This window comes from Sphingomonas guangdongensis, assembly GCF_900199185.1.
Lineage (GTDB): Bacteria > Pseudomonadota > Alphaproteobacteria > Sphingomonadales > Sphingomonadaceae > Sphingomonas > Sphingomonas guangdongensis.
On the sequence record NZ_OBMI01000001.1, the window covers coordinates 779,663 to 797,396 of the forward strand.

Sequence of the window (17,734 nt, forward strand, 5' to 3'; positions counted from 1 at the left end):
AACGCCGGCCGTACCTCGCTTGTACTGTCACCCCAGCGAACGCTGGGGTTTTTCGCCATCGAAGTGCGCCCCTGCCGCACCAGAACCCAGCTTCAGCTGGGATGACGTTGCGTTCTTGAGCCGCGCGATGCCCTCATGCGCGATCCGGGCCCCCTCCGCGCCTCCGCGATTGATGCCGGCGGCATAGGCGCGGCGGGCGGCGCGATCGATCTGCGCCGACACGTACCACAGCGTGTTCGATCCGTCGTGAGTCAGCGTCCCGCCCTCCAGCGCCCAGCCGCCGGCGTAGCGCGCGCCCGCGATCGGCGGGGCGAGCAGCCATGCCAGCGTCTCCGACCGCAGCAGCGGTCTGCCCCCATCGAGGAACAGCTGGAGGAAGCGGGCGTAGCTCGCCGGGGGCATGTGGACGCCCCCGGCCGGCGCCAGCACCGCCGGATTGTCGGCGAAGCCCGCCGGATCGATCGGGATCAGCGTCGGCCCGGCACGGCCCCACAGCCCGCGGCGTGGCGCGCCGACACCCGCGTCCCGAATACCGAGCGGCGCGAACAGCTCGGCCGCGATCGCCTCCTCCCAGCTCAACCCTGTCGCGGCCTCGATCGCCGCACCGACCACGACGAAGTTGAGGTTGCCATAGACATAAGCGCCGGGCGTACCGGCAGGGGGCGCGGCGAGCAGCGCCGCCACCAGTGCCTGGCGCTGCGCCCGCGGGGACGACCGGTCCGTGTGCCGCTCCATCAGCCAGGCCGGCGTGACGGGTGCGTCGGTGAGCCCGGCGACATGCCCCATCAGCTGCTCGACGGTCGTGCCCGCCCAGGCGGGGTGGACGCCGAGCGCCGGGAACAGCTGCGGCAGCGTCGCGCCCCAGCGGCAACGACCCCGATCGACCAGCCGGGCGTAGAGCGCCGCGGTCATCGCCTTGGTGTTCGATCCCAGGTGCCACGCCCAGGTGGGGTCGAGGACGGCGCCGTCCTCCCCCTCCAGCACCAGCCCGGCAAGCCCCGCGGGCGTGCAGGAGAAGGCGAAGCGCCCGTTCGGGCGCGGGGTCTCGGCCCGCGCGACGCGCGGCAGCAGCGCCGCGGCACCCACCGCGAGGAACTGGCGCCGCCTCAATTTTTCAGCCGGTAACCGGTACGGAAGATCCAGGCGATCACGCCGAGGCACAGCGCCATGAACCCGGCCGTGAAGGCCAGGCTGTAGCCGACATCGACGTCGCCCTGCCCGAAGAAGCTCCAGCGGAAGCCGCTGACCAGGTAGACGACCGGATTGAACAGGCTGACCGTCCGCCACGGCTGCGGCAGCATGTCGATCGAGTAGAAGGCGCCGCCGAGAAAGGTGAGCGGCGTGACCAGCAGTGCCGGCACGAAGTTCAGCTGCTCGAACCCCTTTGCCCACACGCCGATGATGAACCCGAACAGGCTGAAAGTGACGCTGGTCAGGATCAGGAAGGCGACCATCGCGAGCGGATGCTCGATCCGGAGCGGCACGAACAGCGCCGAGGTCGCGAGAATGATGAGCCCCAGCACCACCGATTTGGTCGCCGCGGCCCCGACGTAGCCGAGCACCATCTCCATCGCCGAGACGGGCGCGGACAGCAGCTCAAAGATCGTGCCGGTGAACTTCGGGAAGTAGATGCCGATCGAAGCGTTGCCGATGCTCTGCGTCAGCAGCGAGAGCATGATCAGCCCGGGCACGATGAAGCTGCCGTAGCCGACGCCGCCGACCTCCTGCATCCGGCTGCCGATCGCACCGCCGAACACGACGAAGTAGAGGCTGGTGGTGATCACGGGCGTGACCAGGCTCTGCCACAGCGTGCGTAGCGCGCGCGCCATCTCGAACCGGTAGATCGCCCAGACGCCGTGCGTGTTCATGCCTGCCCCCTCCCCAACGGTTCGTTCCGAGCGAAGTCGGGGGACGGGTAGTCGGATCGGGTCCCTCGACTACGCTCCGGACAAACGGAAGTGGCTGCGCGCATCACGCCGCCCTCCGCTCGGTCACCAGGTCGACGAAGATGTCCTCCAGGCTCGACTTGGACGTTTCCAGGTCCTTGAAGGTGATGCCGAGCTCGCCGAGCTTGCGCAGCAGCGAGGGGATGCCGGTCCGCTCCGCTTGCGCGTCGAAGACGTAGCGGAGCGTGTGACCCTCGTTCTCCAGGCTCAGGTGCCATTCCGCGAGGTCCGGCGGGATCGTCGCCATCGGTTCTACCAGCGCCAGGTCCATCTCGCGCTTGCCGAGTTTCGCCATGAGCGCGGTCTTCTCCTCGACCAGCAGCAGCTTGCCGCCCGTGATCACGCCGACGCGATCGGCCATCTCCTCCGCTTCCTCGATATAGTGGGTAGTCAGGATGATGGTGACGCCGCGGGTACGCAGCCGCCCGATCAGCTTCCACATGTCGCGCCGGAGCGACACGTCGACGCCCGCGGTCGGCTCGTCCAGGAACAGGATGTCGGGTTCGTGGCTGAGTGCTTTCGCGATCAATACCCGGCGCTTCATTCCGCCCGAGAGCTCCATGATCTTGGCGGAACGCTTGTCCCACAGCGACAGGTCGCGCAGCAGTTCCTCGATATAGGCGTCGTGGCCGGATCGCCCGAACAGGCGGCGGCTGAATTTCACGGTCGCCAGCACCGTCTCGAACATGTCGACCGACAGCTCCTGCGGTACCAGCCCGATCTTGGCGCGGGCACGCTTGAAGTCGGTGATCGCGTCGTGCCCGTCGACGGTGATCGTGCCGGAGGACGGCGTGACGATGCCGCAGATCGTGCTGATCAGCGTCGTCTTGCCGGCGCCATTGGGCCCGAGCAGCGCGAAGATCTCGCCGCGCCTGATCTCCAGATCGACGGTATCGAGCGCGCGGTGGCCGCCCTTGTAGGTCTTCGACACGCCGGCCACGGCCAGGATCGGATCGTGCATGCGCGCCCCCTTGTGTGGCGCGTGACGTAGGCAGCGCCGGCGCGTTCCACAAGCGTCACGAACCGCGGGATCACTGGTCGAAGTCGTTCCGGTCCGTACCGTGCAACTGACCCCACAGCCGCTGGGTCCCCGCCTCCTGCGCGCGGTTGACGAATTGCGACGCGACCAGCCAGCCCTTGATGGGCCGGAGCGGCAGCAGCGTGCCCGCCGCCATGATCGGCATGGAGGTGAGCAGGTGCACCCACCAGGGCGGCGCGAACGCGAGCTCGATCCACACCACGATCGCGATCAGCGGCAGCGCGATGACGCACAGCGAGAAGAAGGCCGGGCCATCGTCCGGCGCCGCGAACCGGTAGTCGAGGCCGCAGCATTCGCAGCGATCGGTGATCCGGAGCCACGACCGGAACATCCGTCCCTTGCCGCAGCGCGGGCAGAGCCCGTACCAGCCGCTGCGCAGGATCCAGCGGAACTTGGCGTCACCGGAAAGCTGCTCGTTCTCGTTGTCGATCCCCATGCCGGCCTTCCGTAGCGCCTACGCCTGTCCGATGAGCGCACCTAAAGCCTTACAGGTTTCTCGGCACCAACGTAGATTGAGCGAGGTTACGCCGCGCGCGCGGCTGCCACCGCGTCGCGGAGCGCCGCTGCCCCGACCGCGCCGGACAGGATGCGGTCGCCGATGACCCAGGCGGGCGTGCCCGTCATCCCGAGCGCGCCGGCGGTCTGGAGGTTCTTGCCGAGCTCGGCAGCGACCTGCGGCGAGGCCGCGACCCGGCGCGCGCGGGCGAGGTCGAGCCCCGCCGCCTGCGCCGCAGCGGCGACCGCCGCCGGCGTCGGGCGGCCGGCGGCGAACAGCGCTTCGTGGAAGGGCAGGTACTTGCCCTGCTCGGCCGCGGCGAGCGCCCACTGCGCGGCGGTGCGGCTGTCGGCCGAGAGGATCGGCAGCTCGCGGTAGACGATCCGGACCTTGCCGTCGTCCTTCACCACGCTTGCCAGATCGGGCAGGCTGGAGCGGCAGTAGCCGCAGGCATAGTCCATGTAGGTGACGATCGTGACGTCGCCGGCCGGGTTGCCGCCAACCGCCCCGGCGAAGGGCTGCTCGACCGCGGGCCGGTTGGCGGCGATCGCCTTACCGCTCTCACGCTCCTGCAGGCGCTGCATCGCCTCCGGGATCACGTCCGGGTGCGCGAGGAGGAAGGCGCGGACGTCACCACCGGCCGCCGGCGCGCGCCACGCCTGCACCGCCGCGGCGACACCGCCGCCCGCCGCGCCGGCAGCGATGAGCAGCAGGGCAAGCACCCATGGCCGGAGCGTCACCGGCGGCGTTCCTTGCGATCCTTTTCCATCTGGGTCTGCGACACCAGCAGGATATCCTGCGCGCGGATCCAGTCGCTGCTGCCCTGCGGCAGCCCCGCCATCGCCGCGCGGGCGGAGAACAGCGCAGTGCGCGCGTCCCCCATCAGGCTCGCCCGCTCGGCGGTCGCGAGCGCGGTGCGCGGCTGATCACCCTTGCGCTCGTACACGGTGCCGAGCTGCATCCACGCCCAGGGATTGTCGTTGTCGCGCTGCACCGCCAGGCGGAGCACCTTCTCCGCCTCACCCAGGTGCGCGGCGTCCTCCGTCGCGAGTAGCGCGTGGCCAAAGGTGGTGGCGATCAGCGGCGAGCTGCGCGACGCCGCCGTTGCCTCGCGCAGCGGCGGCAGCGCTGCGCCAGGATCGCCCCCCTCCAGCAAAATCTGGCCCTGCAGCTCCAGGAAATAAGGGTCGTTCGGCTCGGCCTTGACCAGCGCCGCAGCCTCCTTCGCCGCCTGATCGGGATAGCCCGACAGGTGATAGGCGTAGGCGCGGGCGTAGTGCGCCGGCAGCGACTGGTCGGTCATCGGGTACTTGACCAGCGTCTGACGCGGCTCGTTGACGTAGCCGCGCAGCTTCGCCTGAACGCGCTTGAAGCGAGCGTCGATCCCGGTGTCGGCCGCCTTGGAGAAGGTGGGGGCGCTCCGCACCACCTGGTCGAGCGCGGCAAGCCGCTCACCGGTCAGTGGGTGGGTCCGCTCGAAGCTGCCCTCGCTCTGCGAGATGCCGTAGCGGTATTCCATGTTCTGCAGCTTCTTGAAGAAGCTGAGCATGCCTCGCCCGGTGATCCCGGCGGTGTTGAGGTAGCGCGCGCCCGCGGCGTCGGCGCTCGATTCCTGGACGCGCGTGAAGGCGAGCAGCTTGCCGAGCGCCGCGCGCTGCCCGGCGGCGAGGATGCCGGCCCCCGCCTCTCCCGAGCCAGCCGCGATCGCCGCGATGCCGAGCACCAGGCTGACGATGGAGAGGCCCATCGCCCCGCTGTAGCCCTGATCCTGGAGCGGGATATGCCCGTTCGCGACGTGGCCGAGCTCATGCGCGATCACGCCCTGCACTTCGTTCGCATTGTCCGCCGCGTCGATCAGGCCGGAGTGGACGTAGACGATCTGCCCGCCCGCGACGAAGGCGTTGATCGACGGATCGTTGATCACGACGATCCGCACGTTGGCAGGCGCGAGGCCGGCGGCCGCGATGATGTCGCGCGACATGTCGGCGAACAGCGCCTCCGTCTCCGCGTCGCGCAGGATCGACTGGGCAGAGGCGGACGGCGCGGCCAGAAGGGATGCACTCGCGACGACCACCGTCGCCGCGTGCCGCACCCAACCCAGAACCGATCCGCCCGCCATCACTCGCGTGCCCTGTCCCGCGGCGGCTGAACCGCCGGTTAAGCTGGCCTCAGTTCCCGAACGTCCGCTGCCACCAGCCGCGCCGGGCCGGCGCGGCCTCCGCATCGTCCGCCGGCTGCGCGTCGGACTCGGCCACGGCGTCCGCTTCAGGCGCTGCCGGCGCGGTGTCCGCGGCTGGTGCCGCCTCGGCTGCCTCGGCCTCCGCCTTCTTGCGGGACGTACGGCGGCGTGGCTTCGGCTTCTCCTCGGCCGCATCGTCGTTCGCGGCGACGGGGGCGGGCGTCGCATCCCCGGCGTCCGGCTCGGCCGGCGTACCCGCAACTGCTGCGAACACCTCTTCTGCCTCGGGCGCAGCGTCGGCCTTGCGGCGGCGGGTGCGCTTCGGCTTGGGGGCAGGCTCCTCGGCCGCCGGGACGTCCGCCGCCGGCGTGCCGGCCACGGCCTCGAACACCGCTTCGGCAGCCGGTGCAGCCTCGGTCGCCTCGGCCGCCGCGTCCGCCTTGCGACGGCGGCTGCGCTTCGGCTTCTCCGCGACCGCCTCGGCCTTGGCCGGCGCCTCGTCGGCGACAACGGGGAGGAGCGGCTCCGACGCGCCTTCTGCCGCACCGTCGTCGACGTCCGCCTCGGCGGTGTCGAGCTGCGGCTCGACCGCGTCCTCTGCCGAGACCGGCGCTTCGCCCGCGAACTCGCGGCGACCGCCGCGGCGACCCCGGCGACGGCGCTTGCGCCCGCTGCCACCCTCGGACTCGCGGGTATCGGCGCTCACCTCGACGGCGACCTCGTCGCCCTCGCCGGCCTCCGCTTCGCCGTCCTCGACGTCGTCACCCGCAGCAGCGGCCTCGCCCTGCTCGGCGCCGCCTTCCTCGCGCGAGCGACCGCGGCGCCCGCGACGGCGACGACGGCGGCCGCGACTCTCGCCTTCGCCATCGCTGCGCTCGCGCTCGCGACGCGCCGGCCGGTCCTCGACCTCGGCGTCCTCTTCCAGCTCCTCCTCGATCTCGTCCTCGACCTCCTCGGGCAGGTCGTCGTCGAGTTCCTGCAGGGGCGCGTCGAAGCGCGGGGCGTGCGCGGGCGGCGGGCCGGAGGCTTCCACCGCCATGCGCGCGCCCTCGATCTCGCCATCGGCCGTCACCTCGACGGTCACGCCGTAGCGATCCTCGATCTCGGCAAGTTCCGCGCGCTTGCGGTTGAGGAGGTAGAAGGCCGCCTCCTGGCTCGCGCGTAGCACGATCTGCGAGCCGCGGCCGCGCGCGGCCTCGTCCTCGATCAGGCGCAGGGCACTCAGCCCGGCGGACGAAGCGGTGCGGACCAGCCCGGTGCCCTCGCAGTGCGGGCACTGGCGGGTCGATGCCTCCAGCACGCCGGTGCGCAGCCGCTGGCGGCTCATTTCCATGAGGCCGAACGAGCTGATCCGGCCGACCTGGATGCGGGCGCGATCGTTCTTCAGCGCCTCCTTCATCGCCTTCTCGACCTTTCGGACGTTGGATCCGTGATCCATGTCGATGAAGTCGATGACGACTAGGCCCGCCATGTCGCGCAGGCGCAGCTGGCGCGCGATCTCCTGCGCGGCCTCGAGGTTGGTCGCGGTGGCGGTCTGCTCGATGTTGTGCTCGCGGGTCGACCGCCCGGAGTTGATGTCGATGCTGACGAGCGCCTCGGTCGGGTTGATGACCAGGTAGCCGCCTGACTTCAGCTGGACGACCGGGTGGTACATCGCCGACAGCTGATCCTCGACGTGCGCGCGCTGGAACAGCGGCACGGGATCGCTGTAGTGCTTGATGCGGCGCGCGTGGCTCGGCATCAGCAGCTTCATGAACTCGCGGGCCTGGCGGTAGCCGTCCTCGCCCTCGACGATGATCTCGTCGATGTCCTTGTTGTAGATGTCGCGGATCGCACGCTTCAGCAGGTCGCTGTCACCATACACGAGCGCCGGCGCCGCCGACTGCAATGTCGTCTCGCGGATGCCGTCCCACAGCCGGGCGAGATAGTCGAAGTCGCGCTTGATCTCGGTCTTGGTGCGCTGAAGGCCTGCGGTACGGACGATGCAGCCCATGGTCGACGGCAGGTTCAGGTCCGCCATGATCGACTTCAGCCGCTTGCGGTCGGATGCGTTGCTGATCTTGCGGCTGATCCCGCCACCGTGCGCGGTGTTGGGCATCAGCACGCAGTAGCGCCCGGCGAGGCTCAGGTAGGTGGTCAGCGCCGCGCCCTTGTTGCCGCGCTCTTCCTTGACGACCTGGACCAGCAGCACCTGGCGGCGGCGGATCACGTCCTGAATCTTGTAGCGACGGCGCAGCGACATGCGACGCTCACGCAGCGCCTCGACCGCCGCGTCATCGCCGCCGCCGCGACGCTTGCGGCGCGGACGGGCGTCCTCGCCCTCGCTCACTTCCTCATGCGCGACCTCGTCGTCGGCGTCCCCGTCGTGGTCGTGGTCGTCTTCGTCATGATCGCGGTCACCGGGGTCGCGCTCGTCGGCTTCGTCTCCCTCCGCCTCGTCGTCCTCGGCGTCCTGCTCGGCTCGCAGGGCCGCCTCCTCGGCGGCATGCTCGGCCTCCTCGCGCAGCAGCGCCTCGCGATCCTCCTTGGGGATCTGGTAATAGTCGGGGTGAATCTCGCTAAATGCCAGGAAGCCGTGGCGGTTGCCGCCATAGTCGACGAAGGCCGCCTGGAGCGACGGCTCGACCCGGGTCACCTTGGCGAGATAGATGTTGCCCTTGAGCTGCTTGCGCTCGGCACTCTCGAAATCGAATTCCTCGATCCGGTTACCCTTGACGACGGCGACCCGGGTTTCCTCCCGGTGGCGTGCGTCGATCAGCATACGCGTGGTCATGTGATGTTCTCCGAGCGCGCGCCAGGCAGCCCAATGAGCGGGGCGCACGCGATAAAGCCGCGCGCGGGCCGGCTTCGCTGGGCGAAGCGGCGGTGCGGCGGCGGGTGTGGGTGAATGCGTCTGCTGCCAGAGCCCGTCCGGAGACTTGGTCCAGGACGACCGCCCGCGTCGCGCGGCCGCCGGGGGCGGCTCGGTGCGACAATGGCGGTGTTTGCCTCATGGCAGCGTCAACCTGATTTAGCGCGACCGGCCGGATGGCCGCCGCGGTCTGCACTGGTCGAACGAAGGGCGTGGCGTGAACGGCTGCCCCCGGCCGACGATCCGGTGCCTAGCACTCCGGCACCAGCCCGGCAACCATGCCGGGCGCGTGCAGGCTGACCGGTGAAGGTAAACAGGCCGTTAACCCTGCAACTTGCGTGTTCGGTGGAGATCCTCGTCGTAAATACGTCGGCCGCGACAAGTCGAGGGACAGCCATTAACCGTTTTCGGCTGGACCGCGACGGAGCGCGCGCGGCATATCTTGGGCGTGCTAATTGTGCTCGCCCTTCTCACCGACCTGTTCGCAGGCTTGCCGAACTTGGCCGGGACGATCGCCCGGGTCTCGGTGAGCGACCGTGCCATCATCCTCCGCTTCGACGGGCGCGTCGCCAAGGCCAGCGCGCTGCTGCTTCCCGCAGCGGGTGACGAGGGTCGCGTCACCGCGGTGCGCCCGGGCCGACGGCACGGTGGCGCAAGCGTCGCCGTCGATCTCGCGCGGCCGGCGATCTTCGCTGATGGCCGCGTCGGACCGAACGGACGGGCGCTGACGCTCTCGTTCCGCCGCGCAGACGAGGCGGGCTTCGCCCGTCCGGCGGCGGGTGGGCGCGTGACCCTCGCCGCGAGCGCCGCTGCGCAGACGATGGCGGTCCCGCTGCGCGTCCGCCGCCTGCCGCTACCACCGGTGGCGGGCCCGGCCGGACGTCCGCTGGTGGTGATCGACGCGGGTCACGGCGGACATGACCCGGGCGCACTCTCCGGCGACGGCACGCTGCGCGAGAAGGACGTGACGCTCCAGGCGGCGATGGCGGTGCGCGACCGGCTGCTCGCCGGCGGGCGGGTCCGGGTGGCGCTGACCCGCAGCGACGATCGCTTCCTCGTGCTCCAGGAGCGGTTCGGCATCGCTCGCCGGCTGGGCGCGGACCTGTTCATCTCGCTCCACTGCGACAGCGCGGGCAACCCGCTCGCGACCGGCGCCACCGCCTATACCCTGTCGGAGGTCGCGTCGGACAAGGAGGCCGCGCGGCTCGCGGCGCGCGAGAACAAGGCGCACGTAATCGCCGGCATAGACCTCGGCCAGTCGGACGCGACGATCTCCTCCATCCTGATCGACTTGGCCCAGCGCGAGACCATGACCGCGTCGGCCGGCTTCGCCCGCCTGCTCGGGCGGGAGGCGCAGCCGCTGATCCGGACCCGGCCGTTGTTCCACCGAATGGCGTCGCTGGTGGTGCTGAAGGCGCCCGACCTCCCCTCGATCCTGCTGGAGATGGGATATCTCTCCAGTGCGGAGGACGCCGCCTTCCTCCGTTCGCGAGAGGGCCGCGGAAAGGTGGCGGAAAGCATCCGTCGCGCGGTGGAGCTGCATTTCGCGCGCCGGCTGCTCGATCGCGAGCAGACCGCCAGCGGCGGCGCCGGGCAGAAGGCCAGCGGCGCCGGTCGGAGCCTGTAACGCTTTCCCTCGGCGCGCAATTTGCTACACCGCGCGCCGACATGGCGGACGACGACACGGACCTGAAGCTGCGCCTGCAGCGGGAGCGGGGGGCGGCACGGGGAGCGATCGGTCGCGCCTGGGCGCGGCGCTGGGTCCGCATCCTCGCCTATTTGGCGATCCTCGGGCTGATCGGCCTTGCGGGGCTGTGGTATGCGGTCGCGCGCGACCTGCCCTCGGTCGACAAGCTTCGCGCGTATGAATCGCCGCTGCCGACCAACGTCCGTGGCGGCGACGGGTTGCCGATCCATAGCTATGCACGGCTGCGCCGGGTCGAGCTCTCCTTTGACGAATATCCGCCGCTCCTCGTCCGCGCCTTCCTGGCGGCGGAGGACCGGACGTTCTTCGAACATTCGGGGGTCGACTATCCCGGCATCGTCGCGGCGGTCATCACCAATCTCCGGAGCGACCGCCGCCCGGTCGGTGCGTCGACGATCACGCAGCAGGTCGCCAAGAACCTGCTGGTCGGCAACGAGGTCAGCTACGTCCGCAAGGCGCGCGAGGCACTGCTCGCCTACAAGATCGAGGACGCGCTGACCAAGCAGCAGATCCTGGAGCTTTACCTCAACCAGATCGAGCTCGGGCGAAACGCCGCCGGGGTGGAGGCGGCGGCCCACGCGTACTTCGACAGGGACCTGAACGAGCTGAGCCTCGCGCAGTTCGCCTATCTCGCGATCCTGCCCAAGGGGCCGGCGAACTACAGCCCGGAGCGCAACTACGAGCGTGCGATGGGGCGACGGAACTGGGTGCTGGGCGAGATGCTCCGCAACAACTTCATCACCCAGGCCCAGCACGACGGCGCGGTGGTCCAGCCACTCGGCACCGCCAACCGCCGCACGCCGCGGTTCGAGCGGAGCGCCGGCTATTTCGTCGAAGAGGTCCGCCGCGAGCTGCTCGACCGCTTCGGCGAGAACAGCGAGGATGGGCCGTACAGCGTCTATGCCGGCGGGCTATGGGTCCGCACCTCCTTCGACCGGCGGCTGCAGGGCTACGCGCAGGAGGCGCTACGCGAGGGGCTGCTACGCTATGACCGTGGGCGCGGCTGGGCCGGGCCGCTCGCCCATGTCGACGGGGTCGATACCGACACCTGGCTGGTGCCGCTGCTCAACAGCAACATCGGGCTCGACTACAGCGACTGGCGCGCGGGGATCGTGACCGATCTGGGCGCCGCGGCAGCGACGCTCGGCTTCGCGGACGGCTCGACCGGTACCTTGCCGCGCTCCGGCGCGCAGATGCCGGTGCGCGGGGTCGGCGGTACCGCCTTTCCGGCGCTCAAGGTCGGCGACATCATCGCGGTCGCGCCGTCGGGCGGGCAGTGGGCGCTCCGCTCCGTTCCCAAGATCTCGGGCGGCTTCGTGGTGGAGGAGCCGGCGACCGGCCGCGTGCTCGCGATGCAGGGCGGGTTCGACAGCCGGCTCGGCTCGTTCAACCGCGCGACCCAGGCGCTGCGCCAGCCGGGCTCCACCATCAAGCCGATCGTCTACTCGGCGGCGCTTGCGAGCGGGATGACGCCGGCGACGCTGATCGTCGACGGCTCGTTCTGCGTCTACCAGGGCGCGCGGCTGGGGCAGAAGTGCTTTCGCAACTTCGGCAACATGCGCGCAGCCGGCCCCAAGACGATGCGCTGGGGCATCGAGCAGTCGCGCAACCTGATGACCGTCCGCACCGCGGCCACGGTCGGGATGCCCAAGGTGGTCGACTACATCCAGCGGCTGGGGGTCTCGAAGGACAAGTTCCCGCCCTATCTTTCCTATGCGCTGGGTGCCGGCGAGACGACCGTGCTGCGCATGGTCAATGCCTATTCGATGCTGGTGAACCACGGCCGCGCGCTCGATCCGACGCTGATCGACTATGTCCAGAACCGGCGCGGTCAGGTGATCTGGCCGGCCGACTGGCGCGCGTGCGACGGCTGCAACGCCCGCGACTGGAACGGGCGGGCGATGCCGCGCCCACAGACCCGCTGGCGCCAGGCGATCGATCCGCTGACCGCGTTCCAGATGGTCCACATCACCGAAGGCGTGATCCAGCGCGGTACCGCCACCGTGCTGCGCGACCTGAAGCGGCCGATCATGGGCAAGACCGGCACGACGACCGGCCCGACCGACGTGTGGTTCGTCGGCGGCACGCCGCAGATGATCGGCGGGCTCTACATCGGCTATGATTCGCCCCAGAAGCTCGGTGGCTGGATCCAGGGCGGCACCTTCGCCGCGCCGATGTTCAAGACCTTTGCCGAAAAAGCGTACAAGGACCTTCCGGTCCTCCCCTTCCGCGCGCCGCCGGGCATCCGCATGGTCCGGATCGACCGCGCGAGCGGGCGGCCGGTGTTCGGAACCTTTCCGACCTCCGACGATCCCAGGGCCGGGGTGATCTGGGAAGCGTTCAAGCCGCAGAGCGAGGCGCGCCGCCCGCGGCGCACCGCCGCGGATGACGCCCGGCCAAAGGCGGTGCAGCCAAAGGCTGCCGGCCCCGCCGAGCGCCCGCGCGACAGCGATTTCTTGCAGCGCGAGGGCGGAATCTATTAGGGCGGTCCGTCATCCCGGCGAAGGCCGGGATTGCTCACCATCAGGGTGCCGTCGCGGCGCCGGATCCCAGCCCGCGCTGGGATGACGAGTTCTAGGTTGGAGTTCTACCATGCGCGCCGAAGCGCAGGCACATGTCGACACGATCAACGACGCGCTGTCGCTGCTGCGCCGCTTCCTCAACTGGGACCAGGCGCTCAGGCGGCTGGACGAGCTCAACGCGCGGGTCGAGGATCAGGCGCTGTGGAACGATCCCAAGGCCGCGCAGGAGGTGATGCGCGAGCGTCGCCGCCTGGACGAGGCGATCACCGCCACCCGCAACATCCAGCAGGAACTCTCCGACACCGCCGAGCTGATCGAGATGGCGGAAGCGGAGGGCGACGACGCGATGGCGGCGGAGGGTACCCAGGCGCTCGCCGAACTCGCGCGGCGCGCGGAGGCCGATAAGGTCAAGGCGCTGCTCGCCGGCGAGGCGGACGCCAACGACACCTATATCGAGATCAACTCGGGCGCGGGCGGGACGGAGAGCCAGGACTGGGCCGAGATGCTCCAGCGCATGTACACGCGATGGGCCGAGCGCCACGGCATGAAGGTCGAGCTGATCGACTATCACGCCGGCGAGCAGGCGGGAATCAAGTCCGCGACCATGCTGGTCAAGGGCGAGAACGCCTATGGCTACGCCAAGACCGAGAGCGGCGTGCACCGGCTGGTCCGCATCAGCCCCTACGACAGCTCGGCGCGACGCCACACCAGCTTCTCTAGCGTGTGGGTCTATCCGGTCATCGACGACAATATCGAGGTGGAGGTCAACGACAGCGACCTGCGCATCGACACCTACCGCGCGTCCGGCGCCGGCGGACAGCACATCAACACGACCGATTCGGCCGTCCGCATCACCCACCTGCCAACCGGCATCGTGGTGCAGTGCCAGAACCAGCGATCGCAGCACAAGAACAAGGCGGAAGCGTTCAACCAGCTCCGCGCGCGCCTGTACGAGCGTGAGCTCGCCGAGCGCGAGGCGGCGGCGAATGCCACCAACGCGACCAAGACCGACATCGGCTGGGGTCACCAGATCCGCTCCTACGTGCTCCAGCCGTATCAGCTGGTGAAGGACCTGCGCACCGGCGTCACCTCCACCGCGCCCGGCGACGTGCTCGACGGCGAGCTCGACCCGTTCATGGCGGCGGCGCTGTCGCAGCGAGTGACGGGCGAGGCGGTCGAGGTCGAGGACGTCGATTGATCGCGCGCGCCGCCCTGTTGCTGGCCTGGGCCGGGCTGCTCGCGGCCTGCTCGGGCGCGCCGTTGCCCATCGCCAACTCGCAGGGCGAGGAGCTGCGCTTTCCCGCCGCCGACCGCCCGGTCGCGCGGATCGTCTCGCCGCGCTGGTCGGACGAGGAAACGCGCGACCGGCTGAACGAGGCGGAGCGGGTGATGGATCGCGCCCGAATTTCGCCGGGCATGACGATCGCCGACATCGGCGCAGGCGAGGGTTACTACACGATCCGCCTGGCAAGCCGGGTCGGCGCGGAGGGCCGCGTGCTGGCCGAGGACATCGTGCCGGAGGTGCGCGATGCGCTGGCCGCCCGGGTCGCGCGCGAGCAGCTGGCGAACGTCAGCGTCCGGCTGGGGGAGGCGGACGACCCCAAGCTGCCGGGGAACAGCTTCGACCGCGTGCTGATGGTCCACATGTACCACGAGATCGAGCAGCCGTACGAGTTCCTCTGGCATCTGCGCCCGTCGGTGAAGGCGGACGGCGCGGTGGTGGTGGTCGATGCCAACCGGACGACCCAGAACCACGGCACCCCACCCGCGCTGCTCGAATGCGAGTTCGCCGCCGTCGGCTACCAGCGCATCCACCAGGAGGCGATGCCCTCGGCCGGGGGCTATCTCGCCATGTTCCGCCCGGTCGGCCCGCGCCCCGCACCCGAGGCGATCCGGCCCTGCCGCGTCGAGCAGTCGGGCGCGGCCGTCCCGGTCGGACCGGCCGCCCACAAGGCGAAGTGAGCCGCGCGTAAGCGCGTGCGCGTCACAACAGCCCCAATGCCCGGAAGCTGGTGGTCTCCTCCACCGTCAGGATCAGCGCGTCGTGCAGGCGCACCTCGACCGCCGCCAGCGCCTGCGCGAGCACGCGGGTGAAGGCGCGGTCGGCTTCACTGGGGCACGCGCAGCCGCTGGGGTGGTTGTGCGCGACCACGGCGGCCCGGGCATCGAACGCCAGCGCGTCGGTGACCACCGTGCGCGGCGGCACCGCCGACCAGTCGCGCCCGCCCGCGACGTGCCGGAGCCCGAGCAGCCGGCCGCTGCCGTCGAGATAGGCGACGCCCGCCATCTCCCGCTCGGGATGGATCAGCCCGACGAACAGGCGCCGGGCCATGTCCGGCCCGTGGACAGCAACGACTGGCGGAACGGCGACCCCCATCGAGGGACGGAGCCACGCCGTGCGACGACGCCGCAAGCCGAGCTAGGTCCATTATCGAGCCAGTTGCGTGCGGACGCCCGGACGCTTGTGCGTGATGGCGACGCGGGTAGAACGCCCCTCATGTCCGCGCCCCGCCACTTCGAGCACCAGTACCTCGACCTGCTTCGCGATGTTTGGGAGCGGGGTGACGAGCGCCGCGACCGCACCGGGGTCGGCACCCGATCGCTGTTCGGGCCGACGCTGCGCTTCGACCTTTCCGACGACCGCATTCCGCTGCTCACCACCAAGCGGGTGGCGTGGAAGACCGCAGCGCGCGAGCTGCTGTGGTTCCTGTCGGGCGAGACCAACATCCGCCCGCTGGTCGCGCAGGGCGTCCACATCTGGACCGACTGGCCGCTCGACGCCTACCGCCGCCACTCGGGCGAGGTGATCGACCGCGACGCGTTCGAGGCGCGTATTCTGGCCGACGACGTCTTTGCAGCACGCTGGGGCGAGCTTGGGCCGGTGTACGGCAAGCAGTGGGTCGACTGGCCGCGCTTCGAGCCGGCGGGCGACGGGCTCTACCGCCGGGCAGCGCGCGGCATCGACCAGATCGCCGGGCTGGTGGAGGCGTTGCGCACCAACCCGGCCTCGCGCCGGCTGATCTTCACCGGCTGGAATGTCGCCGAACTGGACCAGATGGCGCTGCCGCCCTGCCACATGACGTACCAGTACCATGTCGCGAACGGGCGATTGTCGGGCATGCTGTGGCAGCGGTCGTGCGATCTCGGGCTCGGATTCGCGTTCAACGCCTTCTCCGCGGCGCTGCTGATCCGCATGCTTGCGCAGCAGGCCGATTTGGCGCCGGGCGAACTGGTGTGGAGCTGCGGCGACGCGCACGTCTACCTCAACCACGAACATCTGGTGCGCGAGCAGTTGGCGCGCGAACCGCGCGGGGCACCGACGCTTGCGATCGCGCGCCGGCCCGCGTCGATCTTCGACTATGCGATCGAGGATTTCACGGTCGCCGGCTACGACCCGCATCCGCACATTGCCGCGCCGGTGGCGGTGTGACGGAGATCGTCTTCTATCTCGCCCGCGCCGCCAACGGCGTGATCGGCCGTGACGGCACGCTGCCGTGGCACCTGCCCGCCGACCTCCGCCGCTTCAAGGCGATGACCACGGGCAAGCCGATGGTGATGGGCCGCAAGACGTTTGAGAGCTTTCCCGCCCCCCTGCCCGGCCGCCGCCACATCGTCCTGACCCGCGCGCCCGACTGGAGCGCACCTGGTGCCGAGGTCGCGCATGATCCCGCTGCCGCGCTGGCGCTCGCCGGCGACGTGCCGGAGGTCGCCTTGATCGGCGGTGCGGAGGTATTTGCCCTGTTCCTGCCCCGCGCGGATCGCATCGAGCTGACCGAGGTGCACCAGTCGCCAGAAGGCGACGCGGTCGTGCCCCCGTTCACCGGCTGGACGGAGCACACGCGCGAGGACCACGACGGCTTCAGCTTCGTGACGCTGGTGCGCGCCGCCCCCGAGCGCTAAGGCCTGCGCGCATGGAGCGCCTCAACGGCGGCGCGGCCATTCCGGCGCGCTTCCGCGGCGGCATCGTCGCGCTCGGCAATTTCGATGGATTTCACCTGGGCCACCAGGCGGTCGCCGGCGCCGCGATCGCGCGGGCGCGTGCGGACGGTCGCCCGGCGCTGATCGCGACCTTTGATCCGCATCCGGTGCGCTTCTTCCGGCCCGACACGCCCCCGTTCCGCCTCACCACGCTCGACCAGCGCGAGCGGCTGTTCGCCGAGGCGGGGGCGGACGCGATGCTGGTGTTCGGCTTCGACGCCGCACTCGCCGGCCTGTCGGCGGAGGCGTTCGCGAGTGAGCGACTGGCCGGTGTTGGCGGGGTAGTGACCGGCGCGGACTTCACCTTCGGCAAGAACAAGGGCGGCGACGTCGCGGTGCTGCACCATTTGGGCGAGGCGCACGGCTTCATCGTCGAGACGGTCGGCCCGGTCACGCTCGACGGCGCCACCGTGTCATCCACCGCGATCCGCACGGCGCTGCGGGAGGGCCGTCCGCGCGAGGCGGCGGCGCTGCTCACCCGCCCCTTCCGGATCGAGGGCGTCGTGCAGCCGGGGGCGCAGCTCGGGCGGACGATCGGCTATCCGACCGCCAACCTCGTGCTCGGCCCATACCTGCGGCCCGCCTACGGCATCTATGCGGTTCGGGGCCGACTGGCGGACGGGCGGGTTCTGATGGGCGCCGCCAACCTCGGGATCCGCCCCACGTTCGATCCACCGGTCGAGCTGCTCGAACCCTATTTCTTCGACTTTGCCGAAGACCTGTACGGGCAAGTAATCGAGGTCGAGCTGATCGAGTACCTGCGCCCCGAGCAGAAGTTTGACGGCCTCGACGCGCTGCAGGCGCAGATGGATCGTGACTGCCAGCGCGCCCGAGCGATACTGGAAGGCTAGCAGAGGCTCGCGCAGAGACGCGGAGGCGCAGAGAGGTCGCTGAACTGGCGAGCTGTCCGCGGCAGCAACATATACAGGGGCGTTGATGGGGACTCGCATTCGGCGACCCGAACGCGCCATCTCTGCGCCTCCGCGTCTCTGCGCGAACAACCTTCCCGGCCGCCTTT

General features: G+C 70.2%; 15 protein-coding genes. 7 read left to right on the forward strand and 8 right to left on the reverse strand.

From position 1 onward, the window contains the following. Positions 1-27 precede the first annotated feature (27 nt). The 7 genes from CRO12_RS03635 to CRO12_RS03665 all read right to left on the reverse strand — a co-directional run bounded on the left by CRO12_RS03635 (position 28) and on the right by CRO12_RS03665 (position 8,433). Complete coding sequence (locus tag CRO12_RS03635; protein ID WP_144033517.1) at positions 28-1,110, reverse strand: serine hydrolase domain-containing protein; 1,083 nt, start codon at positions 1,108-1,110, stop codon at positions 28-30. Beyond that, complete coding sequence (locus CRO12_RS03640) at positions 1,107-1,868, reverse strand: ABC transporter permease (RefSeq protein WP_097062616.1); 762 nt, start codon at positions 1,866-1,868, stop codon at positions 1,107-1,109. Before CRO12_RS03640 ends, CRO12_RS03635 begins: the two co-directional genes overlap by 4 nt. 103 nt (positions 1,869-1,971) lie before the next feature. Next, complete coding sequence (locus tag CRO12_RS03645; RefSeq protein ID WP_097062617.1) at positions 1,972-2,907, reverse strand: ABC transporter ATP-binding protein; 936 nt, start codon at positions 2,905-2,907, stop codon at positions 1,972-1,974. 70 nt (positions 2,908-2,977) lie between these two features. Then, the gene (locus CRO12_RS03650; RefSeq protein WP_097062618.1) at positions 2,978-3,421 is read right to left on the reverse strand and encodes a DUF983 domain-containing protein; all 444 of its coding nucleotides are present in this window, start codon (positions 3,419-3,421) and stop codon (positions 2,978-2,980) included. 86 nt (positions 3,422-3,507) lie between these two features. After that, on the reverse strand, positions 3,508-4,221 hold the full coding sequence (locus CRO12_RS03655; protein WP_097062619.1) for a DsbA family protein: 714 nt from the start codon (positions 4,219-4,221) through the stop codon (positions 3,508-3,510). Then, positions 4,218-5,600, reverse strand: a complete 1,383-nt coding sequence (locus tag CRO12_RS03660; RefSeq protein WP_097062620.1) for a M48 family metalloprotease — start codon at positions 5,598-5,600, stop codon at positions 4,218-4,220. The genes CRO12_RS03655 and CRO12_RS03660 overlap by 4 nt, the downstream gene beginning before the upstream one ends. A gap of 49 nt (positions 5,601-5,649) precedes the next feature. Further along, positions 5,650-8,433 carry an Rne/Rng family ribonuclease gene (locus CRO12_RS03665; protein ID WP_245858178.1) on the reverse strand — a complete coding sequence of 928 codons (2,784 nt, stop codon included), beginning with the start codon at positions 8,431-8,433 and terminating at the stop codon, positions 5,650-5,652. 526 nt (positions 8,434-8,959) lie between these two features. Between CRO12_RS03665 and CRO12_RS03670 the strand changes: the two genes are divergently transcribed. From CRO12_RS03670 to CRO12_RS03685, 4 genes are all read left to right on the forward strand, one after another. Continuing rightward, positions 8,960-10,138 carry an N-acetylmuramoyl-L-alanine amidase family protein gene (locus tag CRO12_RS03670; protein WP_097062621.1) on the forward strand — a complete coding sequence of 393 codons (1,179 nt, stop codon included), beginning with the start codon at positions 8,960-8,962 and terminating at the stop codon, positions 10,136-10,138. A 41-nt stretch (positions 10,139-10,179) separates the two neighbouring features. Next, complete coding sequence (locus tag CRO12_RS03675; protein ID WP_097062622.1) at positions 10,180-12,699, forward strand: penicillin-binding protein 1A; 2,520 nt, start codon at positions 10,180-10,182, stop codon at positions 12,697-12,699. 109 nt (positions 12,700-12,808) lie between these two features. Continuing rightward, positions 12,809-13,936, forward strand: coding sequence for a peptide chain release factor 2 (prfB, locus tag CRO12_RS03680; RefSeq protein ID WP_097062623.1), 1,128 nt, complete (start codon positions 12,809-12,811; stop codon positions 13,934-13,936). After that, complete coding sequence (locus tag CRO12_RS03685; protein ID WP_425442997.1) at positions 13,936-14,700, forward strand: class I SAM-dependent methyltransferase; 765 nt, start codon at positions 13,936-13,938, stop codon at positions 14,698-14,700. The genes prfB and CRO12_RS03685 overlap by 1 nt, the downstream gene beginning before the upstream one ends. A 22-nt stretch (positions 14,701-14,722) precedes the next feature. On the opposite strand, the gene CRO12_RS03690 is transcribed toward CRO12_RS03685, so the two are convergent. After that, positions 14,723-15,070, reverse strand: a complete 348-nt coding sequence (locus tag CRO12_RS03690; protein WP_097062625.1) for a JAB domain-containing protein — start codon at positions 15,068-15,070, stop codon at positions 14,723-14,725. A gap of 165 nt (positions 15,071-15,235) precedes the next feature. On the opposite strand from CRO12_RS03690, the gene thyA reads away from it, so the two are divergent. From thyA to CRO12_RS03705, 3 genes are read left to right on the forward strand one after another with little or no spacing between them, the layout of a single operon-like run. Continuing rightward, positions 15,236-16,168, forward strand: a complete 933-nt coding sequence (thyA, locus tag CRO12_RS03695) for a thymidylate synthase (protein WP_097062626.1) — start codon at positions 15,236-15,238, stop codon at positions 16,166-16,168. After that, a complete protein-coding gene (locus tag CRO12_RS03700) occupies positions 16,165-16,638 on the forward strand; it encodes a dihydrofolate reductase (protein ID WP_097062627.1) in 474 nt (157 codons plus the stop codon). The genes thyA and CRO12_RS03700 overlap by 4 nt, the downstream gene beginning before the upstream one ends. A gap of 11 nt (positions 16,639-16,649) precedes the next feature. Continuing rightward, positions 16,650-17,567 carry a bifunctional riboflavin kinase/FAD synthetase gene (locus CRO12_RS03705; protein ID WP_097062628.1) on the forward strand — a complete coding sequence of 306 codons (918 nt, stop codon included), beginning with the start codon at positions 16,650-16,652 and terminating at the stop codon, positions 17,565-17,567. Positions 17,568-17,734: the final 167 nt, after the last annotated feature.